Raw genomic sequence first — 13,454 nt, forward strand, 5'->3', positions numbered from 1 at the left:
CGCACGACAGCGTCGGGGTGACCCACGGCTGCGGTTCGATGCAGCTCTGCTGGACGGTTGCGCTGCCCCTGAAACGACGGGATCGACCGGATCGGCGCCACCCGCTCGGACGCCACCGCCGTGGCGTCCGGCAGAAGCGACGGACCTCTCCAGCCTCTGGATCGACGAAGCCGACTTCGAACCCTCGAACTGGCTCCGCCGCTACCCCGCTTGGCACCAGGTGCAGACCATGCCCCTGGCTGGTCACCGACCACCTCCCACTCCGACGCTTTGGCATAGGTCCAGGGAGTCGAACCGGTGTGTATGCCAGATAAGGCGTGAGCGTTCCTCGGGATAAGGCTGGGTAGTCGGCTGGGCGCTGTAGACACGAGTGGATCGGCTTCCCGGATCGTAGGACGCCCAGCCAGGGTTTCCGGTGGTCGCGAAATGCACCCAGTCGCTGCGCATTTGATAGGAGACCTCCAGGACCTCATTCGCGGCGTTCGGGTAGGCCAAGGGGTGGCCACGCACCTCGTCGGCGCTGAGCGTGCCGAACACAAGCAGCATGTCGAGGCTGTGCGAGGCACCCTGATCCCGGCGGAAGCTCCAGCACAGTTCATAGAGCCACACGGGTCCATGCCCGGCGTATTGGGCATCGGCGAGATGCAGGCTCGGCATCCGAAGCAGCCAGTCGGAGTTGACGAGCTCATACAGCTGTTCAGGGGCGGCCTCCGGGTAGGCGGCGCGGTATCCGCCGCTGCTGTCCGAGACGGGCGCGAGACGTTCGAGTGCGGCGGTCGCCTGCTCATCGGTCATCTCTGTGCCGCGCCGGGCGTTGAACAGCGAGTACTCGTCACGGGTGTGTCCAATGAGCAGATCGATACCCCGCGCGGCACCGTTGGCGAGCGAATGCCACGGCGCAGCAGGCAGTACGACGCCATCGACAACCGGTGAGAACGGCGTAGGCGTCAGCGCCGTGGGTCCCCACGATTCGACGAATTCGGGCATCTTCCGACTCACCGCGTCGGTCGCCTCGATCAGCGCACGCGGCGGGATACCGGCGAGCTCATCGACGGTGGCGCGCACACCGAGTTCCGCGGCGATCGTCGCGGAGATCGCGCCGGCGAGCCGTGGGGAGAAGTACGTGCCCGGCAGGCTCTGCGATATCGCACGACGAAACAGCCCCGCTGCCATGGGCATAGCGAGCAGCGCCGCGACAGAACCAGCCCCTGCGGACTGGCCGAACACAGTGACGTTGCCGGGATCGCCGCCGAACGCGGCGATATTGTCCTGTACCCACCGCAAGGCTGCGATCTGGTCGAGAATGCCGCGGTTGTCCGGGGCTCCGGCGATGTGGGCGAAACCTTCCACGCCCACTCGATAGTTCATGCTGACCATCACCACACCGCACGCGGCGAGAGTCGCACCGTCCTGGTGCGGGTTGCTGGCGGCGCCCTCGAGGTATCGGCCCCCGTGAATCCACACCATCACCGGCAGCCGGGCGGTACCAGGCTCGGGTGACCAGACGTTGAGCGTCAAACAGTCCGCGGAATCATCATCGGCGCTGCCGGACACCGACGACATCACCGAACCTCGATGGCTCGCTTGGGGAACCGGTGGACCGAACTCCAGCGCGTCGCGGACACCATCCCAGCGCTGTACTGCAACGGGAGCCGCGAACCGACGCGCGCCGAATGGTGACTCGGCGAAGGGGATGCCCCGGAAGATCGCGACTGCGTTCTCCCACCTGCCGCGCACAATCCCCGCAGTCGTTCGGATCTCTGGTTCGAAACGCCCCCAACCTTCAACGCGCACATCAGAACCCCCGCCAGTCACGCCCACCACCCCGTCCATGCCGTTCGTCGACGCCAGATCGCGGGTGATCATGCCACAGTGGCCGAGAATTTCGAGACATTGGCCAGATACACATTTACGGTCGTCAGATTCACTGATACTTGGCCAGTTTCATTGAGACGGGACACTCCAGGTCCAGTCGTCTCCGAAATCAGCCCTCCAGTTCTGACCTCCGATAAGTGAACCTTATCGGCGGTCAGGACGACGCTTCATGTCCGGCTACCGTTGTGATAATTACGTTTCGTAGCGTTGGTAGTGACGTAACTAAACCGCCACGAAAAGAGCGAAAAACTGGGTACCCCCTCTGCTGACTTCAAATGTCAGTTCTCATCTGATCTGCCGGGATAGGTGATAACCGAAGTGGCTTGCCTGTCGGGACGGGCCGAAGGATGCCCTCTGCCCAAAGCCGTATCCCCCGCGAGCTTCGTGAGGACGTCGGCCGTGTCGCTCGCAACGCCGAGGTGACCCTGGAGCAGATCGCCGCCGATTTCGGGATCCACCCGGTGACGCTGGCGAAATGGATGCGCCAGGCCGACGTCGAGGAGGGAACCGAGCCGGTGTCCGGCGGCATCCTGCGTACCGATCGCGGATCGCAAGCCCGGCCGATTCCGCAGCCGAAAGTTCGCACGCCCCGACTCTTCACGGCATGACCGGATCGGTGGGCCGCGTCGGCGCGGCCGGTGACAACACCTGATCGAACGGACCTATAACGTCACTGTGACGCATGGTGTTTCCGTGCGTCAGCGCGCATCGGACGGCACTAGCGCAGGCGAATTGTCACTCGACAGACTCCGCAAGTGCCGCCGCTTCGGTGCCGTAGGCTGGCATTCCTGCGCCGAAAGTCGTGGCGCGAACGAGTCCGTCATCGTTAGGAACACGGGAGCCGAACCATGGACGATCGATCCAGTGTGGTCGCGGTTCCGGAGTCGGTGCGCACCGAGTTGCGTCGTGGGGTGCGCAGCGTGCTGGTCGATGCGGCGGCACTGCGGCTGGTGCGTGACCGTTTCGATGACGATCAAGCCGGATCGCTGCGGCGGTATCTCGAAGCGTCGCAGTCGGCGAACACGCTGCGCGCTTATCGGGCCGACTGGGTGGCGTGGTCGGCGTGGTGTGCCACCGAGGGGCGTCAGGCATTGCCTGCCGACGCGCTCGACGTGGCCGTCTATCTCGCGGCGGCGGCCGACGCCCGCCGCGCCGGCGGCGAATGGGCGTTCAGTCCCGCGACTTTGGAACGCAAGTCGGCCGCGATCGCCGCGGTGCACGCGGCCAACGGCCTGCCGTCACCGACTCGATCCGATGTGGTGCGCCTGACGCTGCGCGGCATCCGCCGCACCCGGCGGGCGCAACCCCGACGTAAACGCCCTGTCCTGCTGCACACTCTCGATCAACTGCTGGGCGGACTACCCGAACCGGGCTGGCCCGCCGAACCCGCCCGGCGCCGGGATTCGCTCGTGCTGCTCGTCGGTTTCGCCGGCGCCCTTCGCCGCAGTGAACTGGCCGGTCTGCGCATCGGGGACGTCGAAGTCGGTCTCGACCACACGACCGGCGAACCGATTCTGTTGATCCGGCTGCCCGCGACGAAGACCGACCCTACCGGCGCGGCCGAACAGCGCGTGGCGCTCCCCCGTGGCCGCCGTCCCGCGACCTGCCCGGTCTGCGCCCTCGCCGACTGGCTACGCCTACGCGAAACACACGCCGCTGCGGGGACTATCGGTGTCCGGTCCTGGCTCGCCGACCTTCCCGCGAGATCGGCCGACATCCACCGTTGCCACGGCTTCACCGGCACCACGCTCACCGACGCGGATCTACCTCTCTTCCCCACCGTCAACCGGCACGGCGCGATCGGCGACCGCGCCATGTCCGGGCGGGCGGTCGCCGAACTTGTCAAGCGTTATGCCGCCAGGGCCGGGCTGGACCCCGACCTGTTCTCCGGACATTCGCTGCGCGCCGGCTTCGCCACACAGGCCGCGCTCGGCGGCGCCAGCGACCGCGAGATCATGCGTCAGGGACGCTGGACCAACCCGCGCACCGTTCACGGCTACATCCGCACCGCCAACCCCCTGGAAGACAACGCAGTGACCAAGCTCGGATTGTGAGCCCGGAATCAGGATGAATCGCATTGAATGCAACACCGCATTCTCGCGATGAAGGCTGCGACGCACATCGAGAGCAATTGCCACCCTCGCGGGTCACCGCGAAAATCTCGCCCTTGATTACATTTTCCGGCCGTGCACGGGTCCACCTGGCTCGGCGTGCCGGTAAGGATCGTGTCACCTGGTACATGAAGCTGTCGTAAAAGCCCCGCCGAGGATCTGCCGGCCGACTTCGAGGAACGCCGCATTTCGCACTACGAGAAGCTGGGCAAAGCCCTGGATCCGACGAAATTCATCAATGACCTGCGCGAGGAGATGGGCGCCGAACTCGACGCCCTGCACGCCGCACTGCCGCACTGTCCCTGGTTGGAGATCAAGGAGCGCCGGCAGGGCGCCATCAAGCTGCTAGGGCTACCCAAGGCGCTGGAGCCGCGCTACCGAAGTCGTGAATTGCAGCGGGAGATCAACAGCGGCCTGAACGTGGTCGAGTCCTGGAACAGTGCCAACTCGGTCATCTACTACGGCAAGACCTCCGAGATCGCGTCCAACCGGCGCGACGAGCAGGAGATGAGTGTGCTGCGCCTGCTCATCTGCCAGGCCGCCCTGGTCTACGTGAATGTCCTGATGATCCAGGACGTTCTCGCCGATCCGGACTGGGACGGCGTACTTGCCGCCGAGGACGAGCGCGGCCTGACCCCGCTGTTCTGGTCGCATGTACTGCCGTACGGCGAGGTCGAACTCACCATGACTACCCGCCTTGCTCTCGGCGGATGACTCCGACTCACTCCATCGAGTGTGAGTGGCGCACATCACATCGCATCGTGTCATGTCTCGGTGATCCGCGGTGTCTTGAGGGCATGACCGAACACAACACACACCACAAGGTCGTCGTTATCGGCGGCGGTTATGCCGGCACAGTCGCGGCCAATCATCTGCGGCTGCGCACCGACGTCGATATCGCGCTTGTGAATCCCCGCCCGAGGTTTGTCGATCGAGTCCGGCTGCACCAGTTGGTTGCCGGTACCGGCGATGCGACGGTCGATTACGGCACGCTGCTCGGTGAAGGCATCGAGCTGGTGGTCGACAGCGCCACGCGCATCGACAGCGCCGCCCGCACGGTGCGACTGGCGTCGGGGGGCGCGCTGGACTACGACCATGTCATCTACGCGGTCGGCAGCACGGCGGCCATACCGTCGGTGCCTGGTGCGGCCGAGTTCGCTTTCCCCATCGCTGAATTCGAGGCTGCGCAGCGGCTGCGCGCCAGGCTGGACGAGTTGCCCCTCGATGCTCCGGTCACCGTGGTCGGCGGCGGGGCAACGGGTATCGAAACGGCCGCTGAACTCGCCGAACAAGGACGCATGGTCACTCTGGTGTGTGGTGGATGCCTGATGCCGTCACTGAGTGCGCCGGGTCGCCGTTACGTCGCCAAGTGGATGTCGCGGCACAATGTCGTCGTGCTCGAGGCCAGCAAGGTGACCGAAGTCCGGCCGGATGCGGTCGTTTTCGCCGACGGGGGGATGCGTCCGAGCACGCTCACCATCTGGACGACCGGATTCGGCGTGCCGAAGCTGGCGGCAGACAGCGGGCTTCGCACCGATGCCCTCGGCCGGTTGCTCACCGACGAGACACTGACGAGCATCGACGACGAGCGCATCGTGGCGACCGGCGACGCCGCCGCACCTTCAGGGCAGCCGCTGCGGATGAGTGGCCAGGGCGCGGGCCCGCTCGGGGCGCAGGCCGCCGATACCGTGCTGAGCCGCGTCGCGGGCACCGAACCCGCGGCGATCGACCTGGCCCTGTTGGGAACCTGCGTCAGCCTCGGCCGCCATGTCGGTATCCGGCAGCTCGCGCGCAAAGACGACATCGCGATCAACCTCTACATCGGCGGTCGTGCGGGCGCGAGAATCAAGGAGATGACCTGCAAGATCGGGGTAAGCAAAATCCGCCGGGAGGCCCGCAAGCCGGGTTCGCTGGCCTGGCTCAAGGGCGGCCCGCGTCCTGAACAGTCGTCCTCCACCGGACAGGTGGTCGGGTCCGCATGATGACCGACGAGCACACCGAGCGTTTCACCTTGCTGCGGCCGTTGCTGTTCACGATCGTCTACGAAATCCTGGGCTCGGCGACCGAATCCGACGACGTGCTGCAGGACAGCTATCTGCGATGGGCCGAGGTGGACCTTGCGACGGTGCGCGACACCAAGTCGTATCTGGCCCGGCTGGTGACCCGTCAAGCGCTCAACTCTGTGCGCGCCGGCACGCGCCGTCGTGAGGACTACATCGGCCCGTGGCTGCCTGAACCACTGCTGGTCGACGAGCACGACGCATCGGCGGATATGGTGCTCGCCGAGTCGGTATCGATGGCGATGCTCGTTTTGCTGGAAACACTCACTCCACACGAACGTGCGGTATTCGTGCTGCGCGAGGTGTTCGGCTTCGACTATGACGAGATCGCCGCAGCGGTGGGCAAATCCGTGATGACGGTGCGCCAGGTGGCCCACCGTGCGCGCTCCCACGTACACGCGCGGCGTAAACGCTTCGAGCCCGTCGACGCAGCCGAGATCGCGCACATCACCGAACAGTTCATGACAGCGGCGACCACTGGTGACACGGCCGGGCTGCTCTCGCTCCTCGCTCCCGAGGTCACCTGGACCGCCGACAGCGGCGGCAAGGCCACCGCGGCGCGGCGACCGGTGGTGGGCGCGGAGAAGGTGGCCGCAGTCCTCATCAAACTGTTCCACGCCAGGCAGCCGACGTCGGACATGCGGATAGAGATGGTCACCTGCAACAACACGCCCGCGATGGTCGCCTACCGCGGCGAGCTGCTCGAAGGTGTCTTCCTGATCGAGATCTCCGACGGGCAGATCACCAACCTCTACGCCATCCGCAACCCGGACAAACTCGCCACGGTGACGGTCCCGCGCAGGATCAGCCGGTAAGGCCGGACGATGTCGTGGTGTTCCGTATGCCGATCCGCCACCGGAACACCGGGCTCGGCAGCCAGGTCTACGACTGGGCCGACCCGTTCGGCAAGCTGTTCCTGCAAACCCTTACCATGGTTGCCGAATTCGAGGCTAACCCGATCACCTGCGGACCCGCGAGGGCATGGCCAAGGCCCGCGCGAAAGGCCGCCTCGAGGGCAAGCAGCCGAAACCATCTCTCGCCGAGCGGAAAACGATCCACCGCCGCTACCACGACCCCGCCGATGACGCGAGCCTGGCAGACCTCGCCGAGGAATACAGCGTCGGCCGCTCCACCATCCACCGCATCATCAGCGCAGCCGCACCACGCGCATAGCGCTCATGTACCTGGTGACACGTTCCTTACGGTCACCCCGCCTCGTGGGCACGTCTCCTGATTTCCGGGGTGGCACCGATCTCGCGGCAAGTCGCCATGACAAGCGGCGGTCGGACAGTCGGCGGCCGGAGCGGATCACAGTATTTCATGGCCCGCGCCGATCTCGGCACTGCCGACTCCCTGACCTGGGATATGACAGAACGAGTGCGTCAATTTGAACCGAAGGCCACCTGTTCGACTTTCTCGTTTGCGCGAAGCGGCATTTTATGTCCGCTGCGACAGGCCGATACCGTCGAATTCACGGAGTGGAATTTTCGGTCGGCCGAAGAGTGCGCGGCCGCATTGCGCGCCGGTGACGTAACCTCGGCGGAACTGACCGACGAAGCGATCGCTCATATCGAGCGGGACGGCAAGGTGGCGGCCGGCGTTCTTTCGTAGCGGCCGGCGACGGTGCGGGGTTGTTCGAGCCGGTTGATACCGCGGCGAGCATGTTGCGTGCCGGTAGATAGCGGGTCGAACGCCGGTGGCCGGCGTGGCAAGCGGCGGCGGCCGGCCCTTGTGAGGTGAATGGCGTTCACCTATGGTGGTGAACGCCATTCACCTCCGAGAGGGTTTCGCTGTGCCCATTGATTCGCACCCGTCGACGTCTCCGACTGCCGACCGTGGCGTCATGGCCGTTCTGGCGGCTGGTGGCATCGTCACCACGCTGGTGCAGACCGCAGTCGTGCCGCTGCTGCCGCAACTGCCCCGGCTGACCGGCGCGGCACCGGTCGATGTCGGGTGGGTGGTCACACTTACGCTGCTGACCGGCGCGGTCGCCACCCCGCTGCTTGGGCGTGCCGGGGACATGTACGGCAAGCGGCCGATGCTTCTGCTCGCGCTCGGGGCACTCGCCGCCGGGTCGCTGGTGTGCGCATTCGCCTCCACCCTCCCGTGGCTGTTGGTAGGGCGGGCGCTGCAGGGTGTGGGCGCGGCGGTGGTGCCGCTGTCGATCAGTTTCCTGCGGGGTGTGCTGCCGCCGCAGCGGACGGGTTCCTCGGTGGCGCTGATGAGTTCGACGGTGGGCATCGGCGCGGCTCTTGGTCTGCCGCTGGCCGCGCTGTTGGTGCAGTACGCGGACTGGCACGCGATGTTTTGGGCCATGACCATGCTCTCGACGGGTGTGCTCGCCCTGGCGTGGCGGCTGCTGCGGAAAGAGCTGGTCCGGTCGCCGGGGCGTTTCGACCTACTCGGGGCGTGCGGGCTGAGTGCGGGGCTAGTGTTCTTGCTGCTGGCTTTGTCGAAGGCAGGTGAGTGGGGCTGGGGCAGTTGGCGGGTTCTCGGCCTGTCGGGGGCGGCGCTGCTGATCCTGACGGGCTGGACTGTCCACCAGCGCCGCGTGTCGCGGCCACTGGTGGACGTGCGCCTCGCGATGCGTCCGGCGGTTCTGCTGCCCCACCTGGCCGCGTCGCTGGCCGGGTTCGCCTTCTACGCCAACTCCCTCGTCACCGCGCAACTGGTCCAGGCGCCCCGGGTCACCGGGTACGGTCTAGGGCTCTCGGTGGTGGCGGCGGGTGTATGCCTACTGCCCAGCGGTGTGATCATGGTGTTGTGTGCTTCCTTGTCCGCCCGCCTGTCCGCCGCCCGCGGGGCCAAGGCCACCCTCACCCTGGGCACGATGATCATCGCGGGCGGCTATGGCCTACGCATCGCCGACAGTCGGCAATTGTGGGCGGTCATCGTGGGCGCGGCCGTGGTCTCGGTCGGCACGGCACTCGCCTACTCCGCCCTGCCCCTGCTGATCATGCGGGCGGTGCCGCTGGAGCAGACCGCGGCAGCGAACGGCCTCAATGTTCTCATGCGCACCATCGGGCAAGCCTTGTGCAGCGCGGTGGTCGCCACCGTGCTGGCCCAGCACACCCGCCCGTTCGCCGACACGGCGGGCGTGGCCGTGGCGGCGCCGACCCTGAACGGGTACCGGATGGCCTTCGCCGTCGCAGGCGCGGTCGCTCTGCTGGCCTGCGCGGCCGCCTGTCTCGTCCCGCGCCAGCCGCGATCCGCGCCGTCCCTCCTCCAGGAGCCTGAACAAGATGTCCGACCCGAACTCCCCCTCTCCGCGCAGTGCCCGCCTGCGATCGAGGTCCATAGATCCGCCGAAGCCCGACCCGGCCCAGGACCGGTCGGCACGACCGCGTGATGCCGACGCCCGCCGTGCGGACATCCTCGCCGCAGCCCGGCGCGCCTTCGCACGCCACGCCTACGCCGACACCACCATCGCCGCCATCGCCGACGACGCAGGCGTGAGCCCGGCGCTCGTGATGAAGTACTACGGCACCAAGGAACACCTGTTCACCCAGGTCTTCACTTTCGACGCCGACGCCACCGCCCTCTTCGACGCCCCCTTGGACCGCCTCGCCCGGCACATGGTCTTGCATCTGATCGCCACCCAACGCGGAAAGACCCGCGACCCGATCCTGCGCATCGCCTTCTCCCGCCACCACTTGGAACTCGGCGGGCAGGCACGAGCCAACTTCCGCACGCAGGTCATCGACGCCCTCGCCGCCCGCCTCCCTGGCCCGGGCGCCCCGCTGCGAGCGGAGATGGCCATCGGTGTGCTGCTCGGCCTCGGCGCCCTCTACGCGACCGTCCAAGCCGACCAGCTCACCCAACTGGACCCCGACGAAGTCGCCGACCTGTACGTCCCACTCCTGCAACCCCTGCTCTGCGGCGAGGCCCCGACGGGCAGCTGACCAGCGCGGGATTGGCCGAACCCCCACTGGGTGGGGTGCCAGTGGCCTTGTGTAAGTGCCGTGGAGAGAAGCCCGTACCTGATATTTGCTGGCGATATGCTGACTGAGTGCTGTCAGTCCAGGCGCCGATGCTGGCCGTCTCCGGACGGCCACCGCGGGAGCACGGCCGGTGGGCGTTGGAGATGAAATGGGACGGCATTCGCGCCCTCGCGCGGTGCCGGGCGGGGGAATGCCGGTTCTACAGTCGCAACAATCGGGATCTCAGTGGGTCATTTCCTGAGCTCACGGCGGTTCTCGCCGAACTGGGCGAGGGGGGTGAGCTGATCCTCGACGGGGAGATCGTGGCGCCGGATCCGAAGACGGGGGCGCCGTCGTTCGCTCGCCTGCAACGGCGGATGCATGTCGTCTCCCCCAGCGCGGAATTGCTGCGAGGATTCCCGGCGCAGTATCTGGCGTTCGATCTCCTGGCTGTCGAGGGTGCGTCCATCATGAACCTGCCCTACACCGAGCGTCGCGAGCGTTTGGCGGAACTGGCGCTGGACCGGCCTCTGGTCCGGACCCCGCCGTACTACCACGATATCGACGCCGACACGCTGCTCGACGTCGCTCGCGAACACGGCTTGGAGGGAATAGTCGCCAAGCGTCTCGATTCCGCCTACTACCCCGGGCGGCGGTCTCCGTTGTGGATCAAGACGCCGCTGCGCAAGACGACCGAGGTCGTCGTAGCGGGCTGGCTGCCCGGTACGGGCCGTTTCTCCGCGACGTTCGGCTCGCTGGCGCTGGGTGCCTACGACGACAACGATCAGCTGGTGCACGTCGGCAATGTCGGCACCGGCTGGACCATGCGCGACCGCCGTTCGCTGCAAGTTCGCCTGAACGAGCTGTCCCGCTCCGACACGCCCTTCGACGTCCCTCCGCCGCGCGCGGTGGCGGCATCCGCCCACTGGGTCGAGCCGGTCCTCGTCGGCGACATCGAATATCGCGAAGCCACCTCCGAGGGCCTGCGCCACCCCAGCTGGCGCGGGCTGCGCCCCGACAAGTCTCCGCGTGAGGCGAAAATGCCTTTATAGAACCAAATGCACCGCTGTATTGCTGATTGCTCGCACCGTTTTGGCTCGTAGATCGCTCGTCAGCGTAGGCGTACATCACCGCTGACTGGAACTGCGCTCCTGCCGATCCGCGTTCGGGTGGCGAATCGCTACCACGCGAAGTTCTGCGAGCGGGATTGACCGGGTCGTGCGGATCAGTACTCCCAGGGGTCGAGCCCCGCCTCGTATGCGGCTGCCTCGTCCTTGTCGTGCAGGAAACGCGGGTCCACCACGCCCTCGAGTGAAGTGTCGCTGATCGGTCCTGGATGCCACTCATTGCGCACGAGTTTCAGCAGGAACTCGGCCATTCCGCACGGATACACCGACCACTCGTGGTTCATGCGGGAGTACACCGCGACTGGCCATCGATCCGGGTCCTGGTCCGTCGTGATCCAGCACAGAGTGTCGGCCGCAGCTGTTCCGCCCCAGATGAGCAGGTCCTCGAGCCGATACCGGCCCCTGTCGGCGGGAGCCCACTCGTTGACCCCCTTGTCCGCGAGCGCTGCCTGCGAGAGCCTCGATACCTTCACCATCCGCGCCTCCTCCGAGGAGACGACAGGGGTGAACACGACGACCATCTCCTCGATCGTGCCGCTGCCGAAGGCTGCAACGAAGGACCGATAGTCGGCCGGAAAAGCAGTTTCGTAGATCTTCTCCGCCGCACTCCAGTTGACGGTGTCCCCGCAGGTCGGCCCGATGCACGACAGCACTTCTCCGAGGCCCGCCATGGCGGGCTGATCCTCACTCACGCTCCAGTTCCCATCGAGTCGGTGCCCCACCATGTTGTGGCATTGTTTGTCCTTCAGGCTGTGCATCTCTCGTCGGGGCGCGCCATATCCGCCCGGTTTCGGCGAATGCTACTGCACCCCTATGACCTATCCGTCGACGCGAATGGAACGGAAGCCTGGAGCCAGGCGATCTCCCGCAAATGTCAGCGCCGGTCGCCTCGCTGCTCACTGGGCCCGGCGCTGACCGATTCAGTCAGCGCGCTATGCGGCTACTTAAGACTGGTGTCAGGGCTTGATCCCGGCCAGGATCGAGTCCCAGGTGCCCGGTGGGAGGCTCCCTATGTGGCTGCCCCCGGCTTGTTCGGTGTGGCTCACTAATGGCCTGCGTCCCATCGGGTTACCGTGCGGGTGCGGCTGGAAAAGGTCTGCCCTGGCTCGAAGTAGCGGTGCCCTTCCCGCACGGACACCCAGTTCGTTCGGACTTCTGGAAGGACGGCGGGCGCAGGTGCGGGTGTTCGCCACCGGCAACGGCTACGTGATGTCCGGTTCCGGGTCGGCAGTGCTGCCACCGCAGTCGAATGCGTCGTCGGCCGAGTCACCGTCGCGGGTCGGCTCCGCCCGAAGCAGTTGCGGCTGAGCCCGATCGCGCCGAGCTTGCCTCCTCGCGCAACGTGATCTGGTCGCGAGTTGATCGTCGAGGTCGACGACCTGGTCGCCGGAGGCCCGTAGGCCAGGCCCGGCGTCGAGCGGCCGGTCGGTGCCTAGCGGCTCGGGGAACCAACCTCTTCAGAGGAAAACGCGAGCGATCTCCAGCCACCGCCGTGCGTCCGCGCCCACCGCGGTGAGGTCGGTTTCGGCCAGGGACCTGCGCTGGGTGACTCGAAGACAGAAGTCGAAGGCACTGCCCTGCACCCGTTGCCCGGCATCTTCCGGGCCCCAGCCCCAGGTCCGGCCGTCGGGCCCCGTCAGCTCGACGCGAAATGGCTCTGCCGGAGTTGGCAATTGGGCCGCGTAGAACGACAGCTCTCGTCCTACGACTCCCAGCGAGGCCACATGGCGGAGCCGATCCGTCGGACGGTGTGAGACGCCCAGCGCATCGAAGACATCCTGCCCGTGCGCCCACGTTTCCATCAGTCGAAGCGGCACCATGAGCGCGGCGGTCAGCTGCGAGCCGTACCACGGAAACCCATGGTCCAGTGGAACATCACGCAGCGTCGCCGCCACCTCGGCTCGACCGGCACGCCATTGTTCCAGCAGTACCGAGCGCGGTTTCGCCGCTCCCGCGGCGGCGTCGTGATCGGCGTATCGCCTGCCTGCGGCTTCGGCCCGCTTCAGCACGGCGTCGAATGCCTGTGGGGTCTGTATGGCGATGAGAACGTTCGCATCAGTTGCGGCAAGATGAGCGATCTGGTGGGCGATTGTCCACCCTGTCGCCGGTGTGTCCTTGGACCAGTCGGCTTGCCCTGATACCAGGGCGTCGAGTTCATCTCCTTCAGCAACCGAGTCGGGCAGAGCAAGATCGCGCTCCACATCGGACATGTCAAGGCGTAGTCCAACATCCGGTATCGCCTTCACACGCATGGTCGAACATGATCACCATCAATGTAGCCGCCGACCGTGCCACGCAGCCGACGCATCCGGAAATCCCGCGGAACCGGGTAGTCCGCCCCAGCCTGTCCGGCCGGGGCGG

13 protein-coding genes are annotated in these 13,454 nt (G+C 66.5%); 10 read left to right on the forward strand and 3 right to left on the reverse strand.

Going from position 1 to position 13,454, the window contains the following annotated elements; genetic code table 11:
• Positions 1-243: 243 nt before the first annotated feature.
• Positions 244-1,866 (reverse strand): carboxylesterase family protein, encoded by a 1,623-nt coding sequence (locus ABZW96_RS12630; protein WP_355074037.1) that lies wholly within the window; start codon positions 1,864-1,866, stop codon positions 244-246.
• 356 nt (positions 1,867-2,222) lie between these two features.
• Here ABZW96_RS12630 and ABZW96_RS12635 point away from each other — a divergent pair, with 356 nt between their 5' ends.
• The 10 genes from ABZW96_RS12635 (at position 2,223) to ligD (ending at position 11,018) form a co-directional block, all read left to right on the forward strand.
• Positions 2,223-2,483, forward strand: coding sequence for a hypothetical protein (locus ABZW96_RS12635; RefSeq protein WP_355074039.1), 261 nt, complete (start codon positions 2,223-2,225; stop codon positions 2,481-2,483).
• A 240-nt stretch (positions 2,484-2,723) separates the two neighbouring features.
• Positions 2,724-3,929, forward strand: a complete 1,206-nt coding sequence (locus ABZW96_RS12640) for a site-specific integrase (RefSeq protein WP_355074040.1) — start codon at positions 2,724-2,726, stop codon at positions 3,927-3,929.
• Between the two features lie 312 nt (positions 3,930-4,241).
• Positions 4,242-4,700, forward strand: a complete 459-nt coding sequence (locus ABZW96_RS12645) for a Tn3 family transposase (RefSeq protein ID WP_355074041.1) — start codon at positions 4,242-4,244, stop codon at positions 4,698-4,700.
• Positions 4,701-4,783: 83 nt separating this feature from the next.
• Complete coding sequence (locus ABZW96_RS12650; RefSeq protein ID WP_355074043.1) at positions 4,784-5,968, forward strand: FAD-dependent oxidoreductase; 1,185 nt, start codon at positions 4,784-4,786, stop codon at positions 5,966-5,968.
• Complete coding sequence (sigJ, locus tag ABZW96_RS12655) at positions 5,965-6,861, forward strand: RNA polymerase sigma factor SigJ (protein ID WP_355074044.1); 897 nt, start codon at positions 5,965-5,967, stop codon at positions 6,859-6,861. The genes ABZW96_RS12650 and sigJ overlap by 4 nt, the downstream gene beginning before the upstream one ends.
• A gap of 166 nt (positions 6,862-7,027) precedes the next feature.
• Complete coding sequence (locus ABZW96_RS12660) at positions 7,028-7,219, forward strand: hypothetical protein (protein ID WP_355074046.1); 192 nt, start codon at positions 7,028-7,030, stop codon at positions 7,217-7,219.
• 147 nt (positions 7,220-7,366) lie between these two features.
• Positions 7,367-7,657: a hypothetical protein gene (locus ABZW96_RS12665; protein WP_355074048.1), complete on the forward strand. Its 291-nt coding sequence runs from the start codon at positions 7,367-7,369 to the stop codon at positions 7,655-7,657.
• Positions 7,658-7,889: 232 nt separating this feature from the next.
• Positions 7,890-9,395, forward strand: a complete 1,506-nt coding sequence (locus ABZW96_RS12670; protein WP_355074050.1) for an MFS transporter — start codon at positions 7,890-7,892, stop codon at positions 9,393-9,395.
• Positions 9,289-9,948 (forward strand): TetR family transcriptional regulator, encoded by a 660-nt coding sequence (locus tag ABZW96_RS12675; RefSeq protein WP_355074052.1) that lies wholly within the window; start codon positions 9,289-9,291, stop codon positions 9,946-9,948. The genes ABZW96_RS12670 and ABZW96_RS12675 overlap by 107 nt, the downstream gene beginning before the upstream one ends.
• A gap of 128 nt (positions 9,949-10,076) precedes the next feature.
• The gene (gene ligD, locus ABZW96_RS12680; RefSeq protein ID WP_355074435.1) at positions 10,077-11,018 is read left to right on the forward strand and encodes a non-homologous end-joining DNA ligase; all 942 of its coding nucleotides are present in this window, start codon (positions 10,077-10,079) and stop codon (positions 11,016-11,018) included.
• Positions 11,019-11,191: 173 nt separating this feature from the next.
• Here the strand turns inward: ligD and ABZW96_RS12685 are convergent, their stop codons facing one another.
• A complete protein-coding gene (locus tag ABZW96_RS12685; protein WP_355074053.1) occupies positions 11,192-11,785 on the reverse strand; it encodes a hypothetical protein in 594 nt (197 codons plus the stop codon).
• Between the two features lie 765 nt (positions 11,786-12,550).
• Positions 12,551-13,303 carry a TIGR03084 family metal-binding protein gene (locus tag ABZW96_RS12690; RefSeq protein WP_355074054.1) on the reverse strand — a complete coding sequence of 251 codons (753 nt, stop codon included), beginning with the start codon at positions 13,301-13,303 and terminating at the stop codon, positions 12,551-12,553.
• Positions 13,304-13,454 lie beyond the last annotated feature (151 nt).

Source organism: Nocardia sp. NPDC004168 (genome assembly GCF_040610355.1).
In the GTDB taxonomy this organism is placed as follows: domain Bacteria; phylum Actinomycetota; class Actinomycetes; order Mycobacteriales; family Mycobacteriaceae; genus Nocardia; species Nocardia sichangensis.